Origin of the sequence: Shewanella sp. ALD9, from assembly GCF_002836315.1 — a bacterium.
In the GTDB taxonomy this organism is placed as follows: Bacteria; Pseudomonadota; Gammaproteobacteria; order Enterobacterales; family Shewanellaceae; genus Shewanella.
The window spans coordinates 464323-484574 of sequence record NZ_PJCD01000001.1; the positions used below are offsets into that span (position 1 = coordinate 464323).

General features: G+C 41.5%; 18 protein-coding genes. 9 read left to right on the forward strand and 9 right to left on the reverse strand.

Annotated features, from left to right (window positions below; genetic code table 11):
• Window positions 1-58: 58 nt before the first annotated feature.
• Window positions 59-1702 carry a mechanosensitive ion channel family protein gene (locus CXF88_RS02180; RefSeq protein ID WP_101085136.1) on the reverse strand — a complete coding sequence of 548 codons (1644 nt, stop codon included), beginning with the start codon at window positions 1700-1702 and terminating at the stop codon, window positions 59-61.
• Window positions 1703-1825: 123 nt separating this feature from the next.
• On the opposite strand from CXF88_RS02180, the gene CXF88_RS02185 reads away from it, so the two are divergent.
• Window positions 1826-2155 (forward strand): hypothetical protein, encoded by a 330-nt coding sequence (locus CXF88_RS02185; protein WP_101085137.1) that lies wholly within the window; start codon window positions 1826-1828, stop codon window positions 2153-2155.
• Window positions 2156-2160: 5 nt separating this feature from the next.
• Here the strand turns inward: CXF88_RS02185 and CXF88_RS22165 are convergent, their stop codons facing one another.
• Window positions 2161-2286: a hypothetical protein gene (locus CXF88_RS22165; protein WP_259395501.1), complete on the reverse strand. Its 126-nt coding sequence runs from the start codon at window positions 2284-2286 to the stop codon at window positions 2161-2163.
• Window positions 2287-2539: 253 nt separating this feature from the next.
• Here CXF88_RS22165 and CXF88_RS02190 point away from each other — a divergent pair, with 253 nt between their 5' ends.
• The 6 genes from CXF88_RS02190 (at window position 2540) to rraB (ending at window position 7217) form a co-directional block, all read left to right on the forward strand.
• Entirely contained in the window at window positions 2540-2830 is a 291-nt protein-coding gene (locus CXF88_RS02190) for an ABC-type zinc uptake system zinc chaperone (protein ID WP_101085138.1), read from the forward strand.
• An 87-nt stretch (window positions 2831-2917) separates the two neighbouring features.
• The gene (locus tag CXF88_RS02195) at window positions 2918-4114 is read left to right on the forward strand and encodes a hypothetical protein (protein WP_101085139.1); all 1197 of its coding nucleotides are present in this window, start codon (window positions 2918-2920) and stop codon (window positions 4112-4114) included.
• A complete protein-coding gene (locus CXF88_RS02200; RefSeq protein WP_197708401.1) occupies window positions 4098-5003 on the forward strand; it encodes a zinc ABC transporter substrate-binding protein in 906 nt (301 codons plus the stop codon). The genes CXF88_RS02195 and CXF88_RS02200 overlap by 17 nt, the downstream gene beginning before the upstream one ends.
• Window positions 5004-5007: 4 nt before the next feature.
• Window positions 5008-5793 carry a metal ABC transporter permease gene (locus CXF88_RS02205; protein WP_101085140.1) on the forward strand — a complete coding sequence of 262 codons (786 nt, stop codon included), beginning with the start codon at window positions 5008-5010 and terminating at the stop codon, window positions 5791-5793.
• A gap of 162 nt (window positions 5794-5955) precedes the next feature.
• A complete protein-coding gene (locus CXF88_RS02210) occupies window positions 5956-6690 on the forward strand; it encodes a 1-acylglycerol-3-phosphate O-acyltransferase (protein WP_101085141.1) in 735 nt (244 codons plus the stop codon).
• Between the two features lie 101 nt (window positions 6691-6791).
• A complete protein-coding gene (rraB, locus tag CXF88_RS02215) occupies window positions 6792-7217 on the forward strand; it encodes a ribonuclease E inhibitor RraB (protein ID WP_101085142.1) in 426 nt (141 codons plus the stop codon).
• Window positions 7218-7300: 83 nt separating this feature from the next.
• Here rraB and CXF88_RS02220 read toward each other — a convergent pair whose 3' ends face one another.
• Together CXF88_RS02220 and CXF88_RS02225 are read right to left on the reverse strand one after the other, a co-directional pair.
• Window positions 7301-8257 carry a sensor domain-containing diguanylate cyclase gene (locus tag CXF88_RS02220; RefSeq protein ID WP_101085143.1) on the reverse strand — a complete coding sequence of 319 codons (957 nt, stop codon included), beginning with the start codon at window positions 8255-8257 and terminating at the stop codon, window positions 7301-7303.
• Between the two features lie 15 nt (window positions 8258-8272).
• Window positions 8273-9268: a response regulator gene (locus CXF88_RS02225; RefSeq protein WP_101085144.1), complete on the reverse strand. Its 996-nt coding sequence runs from the start codon at window positions 9266-9268 to the stop codon at window positions 8273-8275.
• 434 nt (window positions 9269-9702) lie between these two features.
• On the opposite strand from CXF88_RS02225, the gene CXF88_RS02230 reads away from it, so the two are divergent.
• A complete protein-coding gene (locus CXF88_RS02230; RefSeq protein ID WP_101085145.1) occupies window positions 9703-10509 on the forward strand; it encodes a crotonase/enoyl-CoA hydratase family protein in 807 nt (268 codons plus the stop codon).
• Between the two features lie 51 nt (window positions 10510-10560).
• Here CXF88_RS02230 and CXF88_RS02235 read toward each other — a convergent pair whose 3' ends face one another.
• Window positions 10561-11436 (reverse strand): alpha/beta hydrolase family protein, encoded by an 876-nt coding sequence (locus CXF88_RS02235; protein WP_242445081.1) that lies wholly within the window; start codon window positions 11434-11436, stop codon window positions 10561-10563.
• Between the two features lie 129 nt (window positions 11437-11565).
• On the reverse strand, window positions 11566-14472 hold the full coding sequence (gene rapA, locus CXF88_RS02240; protein ID WP_101085147.1) for an RNA polymerase-associated protein RapA: 2907 nt from the start codon (window positions 14470-14472) through the stop codon (window positions 11566-11568).
• A gap of 331 nt (window positions 14473-14803) precedes the next feature.
• On the opposite strand from rapA, the gene CXF88_RS02245 reads away from it, so the two are divergent.
• Entirely contained in the window at window positions 14804-16198 is a 1395-nt protein-coding gene (locus CXF88_RS02245) for a PhoH family protein (RefSeq protein ID WP_101085148.1), read from the forward strand.
• A 69-nt stretch (window positions 16199-16267) separates the two neighbouring features.
• Here CXF88_RS02245 and treF read toward each other — a convergent pair whose 3' ends face one another.
• The 3 genes from treF to CXF88_RS02260 form a co-directional block, all read right to left on the reverse strand.
• Window positions 16268-17806 (reverse strand): alpha,alpha-trehalase TreF, encoded by a 1539-nt coding sequence (treF, locus tag CXF88_RS02250; protein ID WP_101085149.1) that lies wholly within the window; start codon window positions 17804-17806, stop codon window positions 16268-16270.
• A 16-nt stretch (window positions 17807-17822) separates the two neighbouring features.
• Entirely contained in the window at window positions 17823-19061 is a 1239-nt protein-coding gene (locus CXF88_RS02255; RefSeq protein WP_197708402.1) for an MFS transporter, read from the reverse strand.
• Between the two features lie 111 nt (window positions 19062-19172).
• Complete coding sequence (locus tag CXF88_RS02260; protein ID WP_011638923.1) at window positions 19173-20195, reverse strand: LacI family DNA-binding transcriptional regulator; 1023 nt, start codon at window positions 20193-20195, stop codon at window positions 19173-19175.
• Window positions 20196-20252 lie beyond the last annotated feature (57 nt).

The window sequence follows — 20252 nt, forward strand, 5'->3', positions numbered from 1 at the left end:
CTATTAATAAAAAGGCTCAAGTCGATGACTTGAGCCTTTTTATTGCTAACTGCAAAGCTTACTTTTGATATATGTGTACATCGCGTTGCGGGAACGGAATACTAATGCCTTCCGCATCAAAGCGTATTTTCACTGCGCGAGTAATGTCCCAGTATACTTCCCAGTAATCATCGGGTTTAACCCAAGGCCTTACAATAAAGTCGACTGACGATTCGCCCAATGTGTGGAGTTTGACTATCGGTTCTGGATGCGCTTGCACCTTAGGATGTTGTTCTACAATACTTTTTAATATGGTTTCTGCATGTTCAACATTGTCGCTGTAGCTAATGCCAAAGGTCATGTCTACTCGGCGCTGATGCTCTGCGGTGATGTTGTTAATGGTATCGCCCCAGATTTTATTGTTTGGAACAATAAGACGTTGGTTATCTAGCGTTTTGATTGTTGTTGATACTAGGCTCATGTGGCTGACGCGACCGGTAACATTAGCGGCATTGATTAAGTCGCCGACATCAAATGGGCGGTAGATTAAGATCATCATGCCAGAGGCGAAGTTAGACAGGGTATCTTGCAGTGCAAAACCAATAATGACTCCCGCAATACCAAAACCTGCGAGTAACGGCCCAAGCTCAAATCCGAGCTGTGATAAGGCTATCAATAATCCTAGGGCAAACACTAGTTTACTGGACAAAGATATAAAGAAGTCTTGCAGTAATTGGCTAAATTGTAATTTTGATGCTCGTACCGTTTTAGAGATAATTTGAGTGACAATTTTGGCGACTAAACTTGCGGCAAATAATATGAATAGAAACACTAAAATCTTAAAGGTTAAACTGGGCCCATTATTAATCGTCTGATCTTTAATGACTTTACCCCAACCCTGTAGCAGGTTAGACGCGACGCTAAAATTCAATACATCTTGGGTGATATCACCAGAAACACTAAACAATGTTTGTTTAAATGGTGCCACGTTCTGGCCTAATGTTTCGAGTATTCCCGCTGAAACCGCTAAGCTAGAGCTGCTTTGCTCCAAGCGTTCTTTTAGTGCCACCACATCAGCTTTTTGTTCGCTGGTGATATCTGCACCTGCATCAGCGGCTTCTGCAACGGCTTTTTGTAATTCATCTTGAGTGTAATGCACTAAACTATCGAACTGATCGGCTCTATTGAGCATAAACTCGGTCAATTTTTGCTTTTGGACACTCACATCTATATTCAGTGTTTCTGCCCACTGCAGAGTGGTTAATTGTGCCTTGAGATAATGGTCGCGTTCAAATTCGCGTTGTGAAATGGCTAAGATGCTCTTATTGTCATCATCTTGGCTTAATCCAAGACGCATGGTCATAATGTGGTCGTTTAAGTATGCACTGACATTCTCTAAAAAGGCCATTTGGCTTTGCACTAAAGTGACTAAATATTGTTGGTCTGCGTCGGGTGTTGCAATGAGTTGACCAATTATGTCGCGTAATTCAGACGATTTGTTTTTAATGCGATATTCAGTAAATGCACGTAGTTCACCTTTTGCTTTAAATAGTAACTTGGTATCTTGCTCGATCGTTTGTTGTAAGCGACTTATTTGAGTCTGGGTATCGGTTAGCTGGCTAGTGGCAACAATCGGTACCACTGCATCTTGTTCTGCACGAAGAGATGGCGTCATAAACACTGCCGAGGTGAATAATAATAACGTAAGTAAAATCCGTAGCATGGAAAGTGGTCCTTTGGCTCTGAGTTGCGGCTATGATAGTGGAAAAATCCTATAGGAGCCAAGTACAGTAATTGGTTGGTTAATTTGTTACACTGCCGCCATTATTGAACTGAGGAAATTATCATGTCGCTGCAATGTGCTCATTGCTATAAATCTTTTTCAATTGCGAAGGTGAAAGACAGTCGCGGGAAAGGTTTGTCCGTAGAAGTTCAATGCCCTCATTGTGCAGCATGGCTTGGGCATAATAAATATTTATCAGTTGTTAAAATAGTAGGTTTCTATGGTGGGGTTGTTGCTGCTGCAGTAGGTTATTTTGTTGAGGGTGTAACCGTTATCACTACTCCATTGATTATTTTGGCCGTTATTATGGTTGGTTTGTCGCATATTATGGACCATTTACAGCTGATTGAAGCACCTGAAAATGATCCTAGTGCAGAGACTAGTGCGAAATAAGCTTGTTAATTAACTTCAATAACTTGGCTTTCTAGTGATGCTTCAACATAGTAAATCCCGCCTAACACGACAACCCCAACAATGATCATGACTAAAATGATGCCAATGTTTTCTTTAATAAATTGTGCCATGGTGTTTGTCCTGTAATGATGATGTTTTACACATTCGTTATGGTATGGGTCATAGCTTAAGGCTATCTTAAAAATAACGACTTAGTCACCTATTAGTTGTTATTGGTAGTTGTTATTGGTAGTGGTTAATATTAGTTGCTAATGAGCGTCGTTGTGAATGGGTTGTCATGAATTGTCACAATCTAAGGGTTGCTTTTCAGCTACGGTCTTTTACACTAACGCTCACTTTTATTAACCTGATGGAGTTGTGCTGGTGAGTTCCCGCATCAAAATAAGACAAACTATCGCAATCTGGCTCAGTGCCATTTTGATTGTGTTGTCTGTTGCTGCGTCTGCACACTCAGTTAAACATCTTGATGACGGCGTACAAAATCATTGTACCTTGTGTTTCCATCAGCATCAGCTTAATAAAACGCTTCACTCTTCCAATTTAGTTTTTGCTGTTTCTAAGCAAACGTTCGAACGCCAACACTATACGCTGCCTTTTTTACTTAGCGTATTCCAAGCCTACTATCAAAGTCGTGCCCCACCTGTATCTCGTTAGTCCAACATTGTAATGATTTATTTTCCGTTATCTGTCGGTTTACTCTAAACCCAGATAGGCGGCTACTTGTTGTATTTTGGAGATATTATGTCTGCGTTAAACACACGTGTTTCGTTATTGGCACTGGCTTGTGCTGTGAGTTCGTATTCTGCAATGGCAGAAGATTCTAGTTTAACTAATCCTAGTATTAGTGCGGTGCTCGATGGTTATTACCAAACGGGCGACCGGCCATTAGCTGAGCGTGCTGAAGGTTTTGGTTTAGGCGAAACTGAGTTGGCATTAAGTGCCAATATTGATGAAATGTTTTACGGTAAAGTGACCGCAGTTGTTGAGTCTCATGACGGTGAAACAGAGCTTAATTTAGAAGAAGCCTTTATCCAAACGTTAGCGATGCCTTACGGTTTATCGGTTCGTGCGGGTCGATTTTTATCGGATATTGGTTATTTAAATAATCAACATTTACATACCGATGCATTTTCAGAACGTCCAGCGGCCTATCGTGCATTTTTAGGTGGTCATTATTTTGATGATGGTATTCGTTTAAATTATGTGGCCCCAACAGATCTCTACTGGACCATGGGCGTTGAAGCGTTTAAAGGTGAAAGTTTACGCGCTGCAGATGAGCATGGAGAGCGTGATTTTGATGATGTTGGCGTGTATACCGCATTAACCAAAATCGGTGGTGACATTGGTATCGAGAGTTCTTGGCAACTAGGATTGAGCTATTTGCGTAATCAGAATGGCCAAGCTTATGCCGAAGAGGAGCATGAAGATGAAGTGGTTGATGAGGAAGGACACACTGAACACAGCCATAGTGCATCTTATACTGGCGAAAATACCTACATAGCTGACTTTGTTTATAAGTGGGCACCTAATGGTAATTACAAATATCAAAACTTAACCGTGAGTGGCGAATATTTTAGAGTCACTGACATTTTTGGTATGGAGCCTGGACATATTCTTGAGGCAGATCATGAGGACGTTAGTACTGATGACTATCATCAAGGTTGGTACGTGAGTAGTGTGTATCAATTTTCACCAAGTTGGTCTGCTGGGATTCGTTACGGTCAAATTGATACTAATGAAATCCATGAAGATCACCTCGACCCACAGAAATTAAAAGAGTCTGAAGTCAGTCTTGCTTGGCATAGCAGTCATTTTTCGACCGTGCGTTTGCAATACACTCATCAGACTGGAACTAATTTCGATGGTTTCGAAGATGATAATATCCTTACTTTACAATATGTCATGTCATTAGGAGCTCACGGTGCACATCAATTCTAAATTGCTTTTAGCAGTGGCTTCAATGTCGCTGCTGTTTACCGCGACAGCTAAAGCGGAACTGAACGTGTTTGCATGTGAACCTGAATATGCCGCATTAGCGCAAACTTTAGCGCCCGATGCGAGGGTGTATTCGGCCACCACAGCGATGCAAGATCCACATCAAGTACAAGCAAGACCAAGCTTGATTGCTAAAATGCGCCAAGCTGATTTAGTTGTGTGTGCTGGGGCCGATTTAGAAATTGGTTGGTTGCCAATGTTACAAATGAAGTCTGCTAATCCTCAGGTTAACTCAACAGATAAAGGCTTGTTTTTTGCGGCAGACCAAATTGATACCTTGGATAAGTTAACTCAAGTAGATCGTTCAATGGGTGATGTGCATGCAAAGGGAAATCCTCATTTGCATTTAGATCCCTTGCGGATGTTGACCGTTGCGCAGGCTTTGAGCGCTAAGCTTACTGAAGTTGATCCAGAAAATGCCAGTCAGTATGCCCAGTCATTGAGCGACTTTAGTCAACGTTGGCAGGCTAAAATACCGCAGTGGCAAGAGCAAGCTAAAAACTTAGCCGGTAAAAAGGTCATCGCTTATCATTCGAGCTTCCGTTATTTATTTAATTGGACTGGAATAGAGCAAGTGGCAGATCTTGAGCCTAAACCCGGCTTAGCACCCACCAGCAGCCATCTAGCCTCATTACTTACTCGTGCTGAAAAAGGCGATGTAATGGCGGTAATCGTCGCTTCATATCAAGATGAACGTGGAGCTAAATGGTTAGGTGAACGCGCAAATCTGCCGGTATTGGTGCTACCGATGTCGGTAGGTGGTAACGATGAAAGCAAAGACTTAATCAGTCTATATGATAGTTTGCTGACGTTATTAAATGGAGTGAAATAACACTATGTTTGATGTCGAGCTACTGTCTATTTTGTTGCCTGCGTTAGTGGCAGGGCTATTAGTGTTATCAACTCATGTGTTGTTAGGTCAACAAGTGCTTAAGCGTGGCATTATCTTCATTGATTTGGCTATCGCTCAGGTCGCTGCATTGGGGGCAATCGTATCGCACATAGATCATCGAGTAGAAGCGTTACCGTTTGCTCATGTTTGGATGCCAGCGTTGTTTGCATTAGCCGGTGCTGGAGTTATCGCTTGGATGGCAAAACACTTAGTCGGTGAACTCGAGGCTTTTATTGGTTGTTTTTATGTGCTCAGTGCGGTGGCGGCAATGTTATTGTTAGCCAATGATCCTCATGGAGCTGAATTATTAAAGCAGTTAATGTCGGGTCAAATATTGTGGGTGAGTTGGTCTCAGTTAGCATTACCTGCAGTAGTCTCTGCAGGTATTCTTGGGGTGATCATCGCGAAACCACGGATATTAGATGGTGCAGGTTTTTACTTTTTATTTGCATTAGTGATTACTTTGTCGGTGGAGTTAGTAGGCGTGTATTTAGTGTTTAGCACACTTATTTTACCGGCTTTGGCATTAAATAAGTATCAAGGTAAAACCAAGTTAGTGTGGGCTTATGGCGTAGGCATAGTGGGTTATATTGCTGGGCTACTGTTGTCTGCTCGCTATGACTTACCCAGTGGTGCCGCTATTGTTGCGACATTAGCATTAAGTGCATTGTTGTTTAGAATGTTACTTAAACTACGTTCACCAGTGTCAGCACAACAACCAGCTAAATAAATATCTGCCATCTAGCTGCCATATAAGCTTCTGTCATATAAGCTAAGTTACTCTGCCCCAGATCACAGGGGCAGAGTATTTCAGCGTACATATGTAAACAAAACGTTGAGTCCCTAGACTAGCATCGTTATACTGACGCCAATTTTATTGCAGGAGTATGCTGTGCTGCTTATCGCTCGTTCAATCATTCTCGTTGTGCTGTTATTTTTAGCCTTTATATTTTCAGTTGTTATTTGCCTTGTGCGGCCAATGCATCGCGACAATGTACATTTGGTTGCCCGTTTTTTTGGTTCGGTTGCACCGGTATTAGGCATTAAGGTCATTAGACGTGCTCATCCAGTCAGTGCAACATCGCAACCGTGTATTTATTTAGCCAATCATCAAAATAATTTTGATTTATTTACTCATACGTCAGTTGTGCCTAAAGGGACTGTCAGCTTAGGTAAAAAGAGCTTAGTGTGGGTACCCTTATTTGGGCAAATATATTGGCTATCAGGCAATATCCTTATCGATCGTAACAATCGTCATAGTGCATTCGATACTATGGCTAAAACGGTAGATAAAATGAAAAATAAACTATTATCAGTGTGGATATTCCCTGAAGGGACTCGTTCACGCGGTCGTGGATTATTACCTTTTAAAGTGGGTGCATTCCATACTGCAGTCGCTGCTCAAGCGCCAATAGTGCCAGTATTAGCTTCTTGTCAGAATCATATTAACCTTAATCGTTGGAACAACGGTGTGGTGATTGTAGAAATGCAGGAGCCGATAGCAACGGCGGGCTTAGATAAGAATGATGTTAAAGCGTTAAACGCTAAGGTGCATCAAGTTATGTCGGCGCGTTTAGTTGAATTAAACAAAGAAGCAGAAGCATTAATGCAGCAAGCCAAAGCTTAACCATGTTATTGGTCGTCAAACATCCGTCATAAGCTCGCAACTTGTGTCAGTTTGGGTATAATTGGTTAACATTTTTACGAGTCCTATTTACGGAGTAATCCATGTCTGTTGAGCGTCAGTTAAAAGAGCAATTTGCTGAGAATCTTGAAATTGTTGATGCCTTACTTGCTGATGGTTCAGAGCCTGATGCGGAATATACAATTGAACATCATTTTTCGGCGACTAATTTTGATCGTTTAGAAAAAGCCGCTGTTGATGCATTTAAGCTTGGTTTTGAAGTGAATGATGCCGAAGAAATGGAACTTGAAGATGGCTCGATTATTTTCTGTTTTGACGCTATTGCCAAGCATAAGCTAGAAGTGCCTTTGCTGGATAAAGCATGTGAACAGTTGATTCTCGTTGCGGGCAAGCAAAAAGTAGACTACGACGGTTGGGGTACTTTTTTTGTCGGTGATGAAGTTGAAGGCGATGAAGAAGACGAAGACGATGAAGAAGACGAAGACGATGAAGATGGTACATTTCACTAATAAATCGATTGTCTAATTCCATAAAAAAACGCTCATCAAAGATGGGCGTTTTTTTATGGATAACCAAAAAGTTTGCTAGGCGCTTATTTATGGATAATGCTTTTGTTACGGCCTTCTTGCTTAGCGACATATAAGGCTTTATCTGCACCCGATAACCAGGTTGAGCTATTATCTATTTCAGAATCTAAATCGTTAATGCCCAGACTCACCGTGACTCTAATGAGGCGGTTTTCGAATGCGACTTCCGACTCTTCAATGCGCTTTCTTAATCGTTCGGTAAAGTTGAGAGCTTCTTCTGCGGTTGTCTTAGATAGCACCACTCCAAACTCTTCTCCGCCATATCGGCCTGCACAGTCAGTGTCACGCAATGCTTGCTTTAACAAATAGGCAATATGTTGGATCACTTTATCACCGGCAGGGTGACCATATTCATCGTTAATGCGCTTGAAATTATCAATATCAATCATCACCAATGATGCCGCATCGCCATAACGTGAATAACGATCGAATTCTTTTTCCATGCAACTTTGCCAATGGCGACGGTTATGCAAAAGGGTTAAACCATCGGTTTGACTGAGTTGTTCAAGTTGCTCATTAGCGGCTTTAAGTTGCAGTTTATTAACCGCAATATCGGTCACATCATAGATAATAATGCTGATATGAGTGATTTGCCCTGTTAACGAAGCTAATGGCAGTAAGGTAATATTTTGGTACATAAAATCGGCTCGGCCAGTCACCGGGCGATAGTTTTTAAACTGAAATACGTATGGACGCTGTTCCCAACTAATAAAGGTGCGATTTTTAAGTAAAAAAACCGACTCCATTTTATGTTTTAGCCACGTGGCGGGTAAGTCGGGAAACTTTTCAAATAGATTACTACCTTTAATGGAATTGGGTGAGACACCGCTGTGGTTTTCCATAAAACCGTTCCAAAGTTGGATGTTATAGTCGCGATCGAGCACAACTAAACCAACCTCAATGGTTTGCACCATATCGATTAGCCAGTGGAGTTCGTTCATCGCACTTTGATCATTTGACATAAAAAGTATCCAACATTAGTCGAGTAAATAGCCAAGTTTGTAGTTCAGCGTAGGAATTGAGTCTTCAGTAAATAGCAGCAGAAGATCACATTCAATATTGTAATCTTCTATTCGATAGTTAATTTCCATCGCGAGAGTGCGCTGCCATTTGTCAGAGTTGTCGTGAATGAGCTCGTTGACACTGCAGTGTCTGCCAAGCACTACTGGATGGGTCTGACTGAATTTCATGTCGAGTTGTTCAGAAATACCATTTAAAAAAGCGCCAATGAGCACATTACCAGTGTCCATCATTACTTCTATTTCAGTACCAATATCATTTGGATTTTCTAATCCCATTAACTTGGCCATATCTTCAAAACTAGAATCATGGAACAGTAATAACGCTTCACCCGCGATACCTGCACCAATAAATCCTTGGCAAAGCCCAGAGACTGTTGAGTTTCGTTCGGTGGCTTTTAAGGCCATCGTTAATTCGCTGACTTCAAGCACATTAACGTTAGGAATAGGCAGTAGTACAAATACATCCAGAAGCTTAGCGAGCAAGTCAGCGGCTCTGCCCATGGCGACGTTGGCTATTTCTTGACATGCATCACGCATGTCAACTTTCATCATTGGCGTTTCTTCAGCTTTATTACCCTGGGTAAGAGTCAAAATACCGTACTCTTGCAGAATATGGCTAATAGCCTCTGCACTAACGGGTTTTTGAATAAAGTCGAGGGCACCTAATGCTTTGACTCGTTCATGAGCCTTAATTTGAATATCACCTGACACCACAATAATCAGTGCCGGTAAATCTTGTTGTTGTACCGCTTGAAGTACTTCGTAACCATCCATGACTGGCATGTTGAGATCGAGAAACACAATCTCACCTTTACCTGCGCGAATAACTTCAAGGCCTTCAGCGCCATTTGTGGCGTAGCTAATTTCAACGTCCCAATCTTTGGGGAGAGTTCTTGCCATTTGTTTTCTGGCGAGCGCAGAATCGTCGCATATTAATATTGGAATGGTCATTGTTGCTGGTCTTCCTTATTTCGCCTTTAGGGGAAAAAAACTCGTTAATGCAACTGCGAGTGGTGCGAGGCGGATAGTTATTATTATAAGACTATTTACAGCGATTTTTTGTTCGTTAGATCATTATACTTATTTGCTTACAATATTGATAACTTAGTTTTAACATTTAATTAAGTTTGTAACATTTATGTGGCCGTTGCCACAAAGTCATCAATGTCATATCAATCAGGTGTTACATGTTATGTAAAAACATGAAGATTAGATGGTTATGCTTATATTGATAATATATCAGGCTAACACTCAATGAAATTTTGTTCAAAATAACGTGTGGCAATATTTTGACCAGTGCCGATTATTTGTCATGTTATTACTATTCGCCAGATAGTCCAGATATGTTAGTCTAAAAACTGGACTGACCAGTAACAGGGTGTTTCATGGAAAGAGAGTTGATTAAGTTGACGGTAGATAATGGCATTGCCCATGTTTGCTTAAATAGACCCAGTAAAATTAATGCGCTTAATGTTGAAATGTTTACTGCGATTGATAACGTAATTAAACAACTCCGTGGCGATAAACGAGTTTATGCGGTTATTTTATCGGGTGCGGAAGGTAACTTTTGTTCAGGCTTAGATGTGAAGAGTGTCGCGAGTTCACCTACAAGTGCATTAAAGCTTTTATTCAAGTGGTTGCCTGGTAATGCAAATTTAGCCCAACGTGTGTCGTTGGGATGGCAGCGTTTGCCTGTTCCTGTTATTGCGGTTCTAGAAGGTTGTTGCTACGGCGGTGGGACTCAAATTGCGCTAGGGGCAGATATTCGTATTGCGACGCCAAACTGTAAGTTGTCGATAATGGAAGCAAAGTGGGGGCTTGTGCCAGATATGGCTGGTTTGGTGGCATTAAGGCAAATTATGCCCAAAGACAAAGCGTTGATGTTGACCTATACCGCGGATATTTTAACTGCCGAGCAAGCACTTGAGCTAGGCTTGGTGACTCAAATAAGTGATAACGCTTATGAGTGTGCCACGGCACTAGCCCAAAAAATCATCCGCACTTCCCCGGATGCTAATGCTGCGATTAAACGCAGCATCAATCAAAGTTGGACCGCTTCAGTGCGCAGCCTATTAGCCCGAGAATCACTAAGCCAAATAAGATTGTTGCTGGGTAAAAACCGCGTGATTGCTGCGATTAGACAAACTAAAAATCCTGATAAAGCCTATCGGTCTCGTCAATCTTGGTGGTAATAATCTGTTTTCGCTAATGCTCTATTTTTAGTCATGGCTACGCTGAATTTACTATCTTCCGATAACGGTTCTGGAAAAGCCTTCTATTTGATCGAGGGCTTCTTCCCAGCCACTCGGGCTGCTTAAGTCCAAGCTCATTTGGTATTGGCGATAATACTTAGCAGGTTTCACTTGATTGTAGTTGAGGCGGGTAGGTGCTTGTTCAATTGAATTCGGATGTGCATCGGCGGATTGAATATCAAGGATCGGGATCGACATGGTGACTAATTGTTCGGCGATTGATTTACGCTGACTTTGCGGATCAATTAAATACTCAAATTCGCGATAAGCGTTGACGATGACTAGCACATCAGGGGTGGGAATTTTTTTGTCATAAAGCAGATTCGTGACCATGCCGGCCGTGTCATCAATAACAATTAGAATCTTGCCGCCAGGAAATAAACTGGTGGTTGAGGTTAATTGGTTCAGGGCTTCATTGAGATTACTTTGCTGAAAGTTACGTAATTCAAGCAATTGAGACGACTCATACTTTGGGATACTTTTATTGCTGGTTAATTGCAGTTGTTCGGTGCCTGCTTTAGTGATTTCTTCTGGTTTTGTTGCATAGTTAGGCCGATATAGCCCTTTTGCTGGGGTTAAGCTAATACTTGCCCAACCGCGGGCATTAATATTGGTTCGTAAGTAGCTGGCTAAGCCGGCAGCATCAGCATCGGTGTCCGACGCAGCAATAATCATCGCTGAACCAAAGTGTTTTTTACTCTGCCAAGACCTTACAAGCACTTCAGTTTGTTTACCGTCAATAGTGATAAATTTGATTTCATCGGTAGGTAAGTAGCCGTAAGGTTGCTGTGCCTTTGCGCCAGGCGCTGCCAGTAATATGCTCATCGTTACGATTAATAATCGACTAAATTGTCCTAGTTGCACCATAACCTCGAGCGAATAACACCATAATGCGGTTAGCTTAATGTATAACCGCGAATAAAAACAATGCCCTGATATACAGGGCATTGGTTACACGACATGATTAATACAACATTATTTAATGCTAGTTAGCCGTTATACGTGGCTGACAAGTACCATACGTATTGCATCAAGCTGTAATTGACTGTTATCCATGTAGCCCGTTATCTCGGTCATTTGATTACGAATATATTCTAGCTCGTCTTCACGAATGTTCGGATTTACGGCTTTTAGGGCTTCAAGTCTTTCCAGCTCGCCTGTGAGTTGTTGAGTCATTTTAGCGCGAGCATTCACTACTAGCTGCTTAAGCGACTCTTTTGCATACTCTTCACCTTTGGCCAATAACGGATGTAAAATAGGCTGTGAGGCATTAACAAGCTTGCTAGCGATGTGACGGTTTACCGCACTTAGCTGTTTGTCAAAACTGGCGTAGTCCACTTTATCTGCCATATTAAGACCATTTTTATCCAATAACACCCGGATAGGTGTCGGTGGTAAATAACGGTATAACTGAGTCGATTTTGGGGCAGAGGCATCAGCCATGTAAATTAATTCTAAAAATAGCGTCCCCGCGGGAAGCGCTTTATTCTTTAGAATTGCCACACTGGTGGTGCCCGTTTCTGAGCCAGTGATTAAATCTAAGCCGGTTTGTACTAAAGGATGCTCTTGGGTGATAAATGCTATGTCATCACGAGACAAAGCGGTTTCACGATCAAACGTCACCGTAATACCGTCTTCATTCAGCCCAGGATAAGTAGGGAACATCATGTGCTCACTAGGGCGTAAAATGATTGAGTTTTCACCGCGATCTTCTTGATCGACACCAATAATATCCCATAAACGAATGACCGAACCGATGAGATGAGTATCGTTATCGCTGTCTGATAAACGCTTAATTAATGCATTGGCACGCTCGCCACCGTGAGAGTTTATCTCTAGCAGTTTATCGCGGCCTTGCTCCATTGCCTGTTTAAGCTCTTTATAACGATGCTGGGTGTGATTCAGCAATTGAGTCATCTGATCTTCATCATCGTCGCAAAGTACGTTAATCAGTTCATCGGCAAATTCGTTAAACAACACATGACCGCTCGGGCAGGTGAGTTCGAATGCATTTAATCCTTGATGATACCAACGCATCAATCTTTCTTGAGCGGTATCGCGCAAGTAAGGCAAATGAATTTGGATATCGTTTTGTTGCCCAATACGATCTAAGCGGCCAATACGTTGCTCTAACAAATCAGGATTAAGCGGCAAATCAAACAAAATCAAATGGCTAGCAAACTGGAAGTTACGCCCTTCGGAGCCTATTTCAGAACAAATTAATGCTTGGGCGCCGCCGTCTTCTTGAGCAAAGTAAGCGCCGGCTTTATCGCGTTCGATAATCGACATATCTTCATGGAATACCGTAGCTTGAATACCTTCGCGGGTTCGCAGCGCTTCTTCAAGGCTTAATGCAGTTTCAGCCTGGCTAGCAATAATCAGTACTTTTTTACTGCGATGCGATTTTAGGAACTCAATTAACCAGTCTACCCGTGGATCAAACTTCCACCAGCTGGCACTGTCATTTTCAAAGGCCTGGTAAAGCTTCTCAGGGCTTAATGCTTGTGCTGCTTTAGCCAGTGGCTGCTTGGCACTGCCCATCATGGCGTTAACGCGTTCAGCGGTCACGTACTGCGCAGGCATCTCATATGGATAAGCATTAAATATACGCTTTGGAAAGCCTTTTACTGATGCGCGACTGTTACGATAAAGTACGCGGCCAGTGCCATGGCGGTCGAGCAATTCTTGGAGCAATTCTTGACGTGCTGCTTGCTGTGATTCTGCATCAACCTCTTTTGACTGGATTAAACGAATGCTTGGCTCGATGTCTTTCTCGCTAAGCAACTCAGTTAAACTGTTAATGGCACTGTCGGGTAATTTTTTATCCTGACTTAATGCTTCAGCTGCTTCTGCCACATCTTTGTAGCTTGCTTCTTCAGCTAAGAAAGCATCGTAATCATAAAAACGATCTGGATCGAGCAAACGTAAACGAGCAAAGTGGCTTTGATGACCGAGTTGATCAGGGGTCGCGGTAAGGAGTAATACACCAGGGACCACTTCACTTAACGCTTCGACGATTTTATAAGCGCGACTAGGGGCATCTTCTGACCATTCTAAATGGTGAGCTTCATCGACAACCATTAAGTCCCAATCAGCGTCTACAGCTTGTTCAAGACGCTTTTTCTTGCGCAGTAAATCAAGTGAACAAATAATTAACTGCTCGGTATAAAACGGATTGTCATTATCGGCATAAGCTTCTACGCATCGATCTTCATCAAATACTGAAAAGCGTAAATTAAAGCGGCGCAGCATTTCAACTAACCACTGGTGACGAAGTGTGTCCGGGACTATGACTAAAATACGTTCAGCACGACCTGTGAGTAATTGCTGATGAATAATTAAGCCAGCCTCAATGGTTTTACCTAAACCGACTTCATCGGCCAGTAATACGCGTGGAGCGTAACGGCTACCCACTTCATGAGCAATCCACTGCTGATGTGCAATTAAGCCTACGCGTGGGCCTTGTTGACCGAGTAAATCTGAGCTGGCTAATTTGTGGCGCAATAACTGACATTGATAACGCACCCCAAAACGTTCTAGGCGGTCAATTTGTCCGGCGAATAAACGATCTTGTGGTTTATTAAAGCGAATATTGTGGCTTAGCATGGTCTCACGAAGACTGACTTTTTCTTGAGTCTCGCTATGAATACCATGATAAATCACCAATTGGTTTTTTTCTTCAAGCTCTTCAATGGTGATACTCCAACCTTCACCGCTTTCGACAGTGTCACCTGGGTTAAAAATAACTCGGGTTAAGGGAGCTTCACTGCGAGAAAACATCCGGTTTTCTCCAGTGGCAGGGAATAGCAGCGTAACCATGCGGCCTTCAACTTGAACGACTGTTCCTAATCCGAGTTCTGACTCGGTATCACTTATCCAGCGTTGACCTAAGGCAAACGGCATCTTTTACTCTCATTTATTGCGTGAAACAAAAAAGGGGGCGTATGTTAAACCAAACCCATCCAGATTGAAATTTTAGCATTGATTTATCGTTTAGATGTTCATTTTTACACCATCTTGACATGTTAGCGTCACATTGACGTCATAGTGTGAAGCAAAGGCGATGATGATGACATTGAGTTTTTACCCGACAAGTGACATATTTTATTAAGGCAGCATTGCTAATGGCAATGACCTGTTTTCAATAGAGACTTTAATTATCCCTTTAATGTTATACGTTTAGTTAAGTTAAGTGATACTGATATCTATTCATTGAGAGCACTCTGGAGGCACCATGCAACGAAACGACAAAAAGTTGTTTGTACTGGATACCAACGTGTTACTGCATGAACCTTTAGCGATATATTCGTTTATGGAACATGACGTAGTTATTCCCATGACAGTGTTAGAAGAGCTCGACAGTATAAAGGACCGCAAACGAGATGTGAGTCGTGATGCACGAGTGGCTATACGTGCATTAGAAGATATTCTTGGTGGTCCCACGACCCCAGAGCAAATTTTAAAAGGCGTTGCATTGCCTACTCGCGAAGAACATTCTCAAGTTTCTGGTCATTTATCGATTTTCCCAGATCATCAAGTCGAGTTTATTATCGGCTCGCTGCCTGGAGACAATAACGATAACCGCATTATCAACACCGCCCTGCATTTACAAAAAATCCATTTTTCCCGCACCGTCGTGTTAGTCACTAAAGACATTAACATGCGCTTAAAAGCCAAAGGTGCAGGTATTGAGCGCGTAGAAGATTACCGCAGCGATCAGTTGATTGATGATGTGCGTTTTCTCGCCAAAGGCTTTTATCAATTCTCTGGGGATTTTTGGCAAAATGTCGATAAAGTCTCCACCGAACGTAGAGGGTTGCATACGGTTCACCAAGTACCATTGGAACATCTTGGTAATGAAAACTTTTATCTTAACCAGTATTTAATCGATGAAAGCTCAGATTTTTGTGGGCGAGTAGTCAGTAAAACCGATAAACATTTAGAGATGATCGATCGCGGCCGTGATCGCTTATTACATCATGAAGCATGGGGAATTAATCCTAAAAATATTTACCAAGGTATGGCGCTAGATGCTTTGCTAGATCCTGATATTGAACTGATTATTCTGACGGGGCCAGCGGGTTGCGGTAAGACGCTATTGGCGATGGCTGCGGCATTAGAATTGGTCGTCGAACGTAAGTTATATGACAAAATTATCGTCACCCGTAATACCCCCGAAATTGCTGAGTCGATAGGTTTTCTTCCGGGTAGCGAAGAAGAGAAAATGACCCCTTGGTTGGCTGCGATAACCGATACGCTAGAAGTGCTACATAAAAATGATGTAAACCCAGCAGGTAGTGTTAATTACATAATGGAAAAAGCCAATATTCAGTTTAAGTCGATTAACTTTATGCGTGGCCGCTCTATTCAAAACTCGGTGGTTATTTTAGATGAATGTCAAAACCTAACCGCGTCACAAATTAAAACCATGATCACTCGTATGGGCGAAGGCACTAAACTGATTTGTAGTGGTAATTTAGCCCAAATTGACTCGACGTATTTAACACCGGTTACATCAGGATTAACTTACATAGTCGAACGTTTTAAAGACTTTGAAGGCAGCGCCAATATTTATCTTAATGGCGTCGTACGGTCTCGTTTAGCTGAGTTTGCTGAAGAACATTTGTAACGACATTACGTCATAATAAAGGATCAAAAACGAGTTCGGCGTTTTTGATCCTTTATGTTTATTGCACTTTTATTTGGCTTTCAATTGTTTTTTAAAAGCAAGATAGACGCCATTTGTCCACCCAAAACCCTCTTGAACATCATACTCACCGCCTTCAGCTTTCTGTGTTTGCTGACAAACATTGTACTTTTCCATTAATTTACCTGTTTGGGTAAAATACGTTTCTATTGTCGACATCCAGCGTTGTTTAATGTCATTAGCAAGCGAGTTATGATGATAGGTAGATAGTCCCTGAGTGGCAAACCATTGCAATGGTGCCCATCCGTTCGGTGCATCCCATTGTTGCTCTGTGGAATTTACTGTGGTGACGAGTCCGCCAACTTTTAGGAACTCATTCTTAAGGATGTTACTGACTGAGTCGGCCTGCAATTGGCTTGCTAATTGAACATATAATGGCAAAGTGGCAGCCAATGATTTTACCGAACTCATATTGTGACTCTTGATATTGTAATCAAAAAAGAATTGCTGCTCAGGGCACCACATATATTGGTTAATGGCGGTTTTTCTGGTTTCAGCAAGGTGCTCATAGTGGTTACTCTTAAGCACATTATTCAATGAAGAATGGTATTCAGATAATAGTTTTTCTAATTTATATAATAAGCAGTTTAAATCCACTGGAACAATATTAGTGGTATTAATACTGGCTAATGAGTTGATGTCAGATAACCAGCGAGAACTAAAATCCCAACCCGATTCACAAGCAGCACGTATATGTCTAAAAAAAGTATCTTGATTAGCATGTAAACTATTCATTAACTCCATATCTTCGCAATATGATTCAGGTCTTGGTGATGTTGAATCATCCCAATAACGATTCAAAATACAGCCATTTGGCATTTTTACGACCCGTTTGAATTCACTATTATCAGCGGACAGTGATTCATTTCCCTGCATCCAAAACTGATATTCTGTTTCAATTGCTTGGAGATGTTGAGCTAAAAACAGCTTTGAATTGTCTTGAAAGGGAAGTAATAGTTCTAACATCAACCCTAAAATAGGAGGTTGAGAGCGGGATAAATAATAGCTGCGGTTGCCATTAGGTATACAACCATATCTTTTCTGCAGGTCGACGAAATTAGTGAACATAGATTCGACAATATCAACCTTGTTTGCTTCTATTAACCCTAATGCGGTGAAGTAACTATCCCAGTAATATATTTCTCTAAAACGACCGCCCGGTACGATATATTTTCCATTCAAAGGCAATAGCGAACCAGGGATTTGCTTATCTGCTGCTTTTTCAAGTTTGCCCCATAAGGTATCTATATATTTATCAATATCAGCAGAAGGATTATTTATGACGATGCTTTGATATTCTGGTAGTTCGAAATAATTGGCTATAAATTGCAGTAATTCAGCTTTAGATAAGTTGCTACTGATTTTATTGAATTCATTTAGAATATCGTTCATGGCAATGCGTGGAATCGCATCTGCAAACGTTTTACTGTCGGTAAAAATATGACTTATTTGTACCGTTTTAAATAAATCACTTTCAAAAAACATCAAGCTTTGTCTAGCTTGATTGGTTGAATCATAGATCTGTTCCATGAAAAAGGCCTTTTCGTTACGACTTATTGACAGAGCTTTTCTGAGTCTCTTGCTTAAAAAAGTACAGGCTGATGATTAACAGCACCATTGGGATAAGGGCAAGATAGAAAGCATTCTTTCCTCCAACTTCTTGAAAAAAATAACCAGTAATAAGCGAGCCTGTCGTGCCGCCAAAAGCAGAGAAAACAACAATCAACCCCGTCATCGGAGCGTGTTTGTGACGCGCTAAACTGCTCAGCATTACTGAGTTCAACACGGGGTATATAGGAGCCATCATTAAGCCGATAAGTGGCAATAAATAAGCGACAAGTGGAGCATCAACGATAGATTTTATTTCTTCACCAGAACTTGCTCCAGTTAGGGGCAGTAAAAATACGATGATTAACGCCATACCGATGAGACAGATATTTAGAAATAAATGCCAATTGATGAACTTTAGAATTTGCCCCGCGAGTAAGCGTCCAATGGCGAGTGATGCTGCAAAAATACTCGCCATTTGTACACTGATATGACTCGGTAGGTTAATGACTTCATTGTAAAATGTTGGTAACCAAGAGCCTATGCCTTGTTCAATAAGCACATATAAAAACACGGACATAACAAAAATGAGTACCAAAGGCTTTATGCTCATTTTGATCATGTCGACAAACCCATCCACAATACTGGGTGGTGTGTCTTGTTGTGACGGCTTGGTCATGGATGAGCAGAAAACGAGAACCATCGCGACTAACACCATTGCGGTTAACGGATAGTAAACTTGTAGCCAGTGGGTTGATGAGTCATTGTCGGGATGGATGTAAAAGCTAAATAACCAATACCCCGATAAACTGCCCAACATGAAAATACCCTCAATGGTATTGAGCAATGATGAATGTGCTTTTACCGAGTCGCTTAATTGGCCAATAACAGAGTAAACCGATATTTTTACTAACGCAAAAGACACACCAATGCACATAAATAGCAGTTTGATCACCCAAAACTGACCTAGCATTGGCGTAATAGCACAGGCGATAGTGACAATTGTTAATCCGATGAGTAGCGCAACTTTATAGCCAATTCTTGGAATAATTGATGCAACAAAAAATGACACAAATGCGATAGATAAGTCTTTAAAACCTTCCAGTGTACTTGCTTCTGTTTTACTGATATCAAAACTATTGATCGATTGCAGGATTACAGTACCAACACTGTTGAGCAAAATAGCAAACACAAAGTAACAAGCAGCAATGGCAGTTATAGTGATAAAACGAGGCATAAAGTTCGCTCAAATAAAGGTAAGTCATTTCAGTGTATCTTTGAAATCTCATCAATGCAATCGTTTGCATTTTGTCTTGTGAGTATTAGTTTTTTCTATTATCGAAATAACTTACACCGATTTAGTCGATTTTCGAGTGATCAGTTTGATGTCCATAACAACTGATTTTGCTGGTTGGCCATTCAATTGGTTGATGAGTTGTTCTACCATGATATTCGCGGCCGTTTTAGTGTCTTGTTGGATGGTTGTGAGTGAAGGGTGAAATAATTCAGCCATGACAATATCATCAAACCCTACGATGCCGACGTCATTTGGAATATTGATGTAACGTTCTTTTAGCGCTTTTAATGCGCCAAGAGCAACCATGTCACTGGCTGCTACAATACCGTCGAAAAAAAGCCCGTGATCAAGGATAACTTGGTCCATTTTTTCGTATGCAGCTTTACTGGTAATGTCGCAAGATACTGTAAGATCGATACTAATATCAAGATTGAATTCAGCGAGGGCTTTTTCGTAGCCTTTGTAACGCTCACTCATTTCGGCATGTTCTGGGTCGCCAAGAAATACAATCCGTTTGCAGCCCCCTTCAATAAGATGACGCGTAGCTAAGTAACTCCCAAGGCAGTTATCGCTACCAATAACAGGATAGGTAGCATTCACTTTAGGATCTCCCCACACCACCAGTGGTGCTCCTGAGAGGGCGACATCTTCTATTTTTTGGGTGCTTTTTCCTTGGCCTACAACAATGATGCCATCGGCACGGCTACTGTTGATAAAGTAACTTGTCCAATCTTCATGAGCCATTAATGAATTCGATAACAACATTTCATAACCGTGTTGGTTGAGTGCTTGGTTCAAGTCACCTACAACCTTAAGTAAGAATGGATCGCTAATACTTTGATCGGTACTGTCGCTTAGATTCAAAATGACAGCAATCACATTGGTTTTTTGTGTACGTAACCGACTCGCGGCGCGGTTTAAACTAAAGTTATGCTGTTTTGCAAGCGCTTGGAGGCTATCGCGAGTTTCTTGTTTGATCAGCGGATTATTGTTGAGTGCTCTTGATACGGTAGAAGTAGACACACCAGCAAGCTTGGCTAAACCCGCTAGGGTGATTTTATTGTCGTTATTCAAAGGTGAAACATCCCAGTATATCCTTAAAACCTGTCAAAGAATTATTACATATACAGC

Coding starts and splice junctions, on each gene's coding strand:
- CXF88_RS02180 (WP_101085136.1), bottom strand. CDS start 1,702: ATGCTACGGATTTTACTTACGTTATTATTATTCACCTCGGCAGTGTTT.
- CXF88_RS02185 (WP_101085137.1), top strand. CDS start 1,826: ATGTCGCTGCAATGTGCTCATTGCTATAAATCTTTTTCAATTGCGAAG.
- CXF88_RS22165 (WP_259395501.1), bottom strand. CDS start 2,286: ATGGCACAATTTATTAAAGAAAACATTGGCATCATTTTAGTCATGATC.
- CXF88_RS02195 (WP_101085139.1), top strand. CDS start 2,918: ATGTCTGCGTTAAACACACGTGTTTCGTTATTGGCACTGGCTTGTGCT.
- CXF88_RS02205 (WP_101085140.1), top strand. CDS start 5,008: ATGTTTGATGTCGAGCTACTGTCTATTTTGTTGCCTGCGTTAGTGGCA.
- rraB (WP_101085142.1), top strand. CDS start 6,792: ATGTCTGTTGAGCGTCAGTTAAAAGAGCAATTTGCTGAGAATCTTGAA.
- CXF88_RS02220 (WP_101085143.1), bottom strand. CDS start 8,257: ATGTCAAATGATCAAAGTGCGATGAACGAACTCCACTGGCTAATCGAT.
- CXF88_RS02225 (WP_101085144.1), bottom strand. CDS start 9,268: ATGACCATTCCAATATTAATATGCGACGATTCTGCGCTCGCCAGAAAA.
- CXF88_RS02230 (WP_101085145.1), top strand. CDS start 9,703: ATGGAAAGAGAGTTGATTAAGTTGACGGTAGATAATGGCATTGCCCAT.
- CXF88_RS02235 (WP_242445081.1), bottom strand. CDS start 11,436: ATGGTGCAACTAGGACAATTTAGTCGATTATTAATCGTAACGATGAGC.
- rapA (WP_101085147.1), bottom strand. CDS start 14,472: ATGCCGTTTGCCTTAGGTCAACGCTGGATAAGTGATACCGAGTCAGAA.
- CXF88_RS02245 (WP_101085148.1), top strand. CDS start 14,804: ATGCAACGAAACGACAAAAAGTTGTTTGTACTGGATACCAACGTGTTA.
- treF (WP_101085149.1), bottom strand. CDS start 17,806: ATGGAACAGATCTATGATTCAACCAATCAAGCTAGACAAAGCTTGATG.
- CXF88_RS02255 (WP_197708402.1), bottom strand. CDS start 19,061: ATGCCTCGTTTTATCACTATAACTGCCATTGCTGCTTGTTACTTTGTG.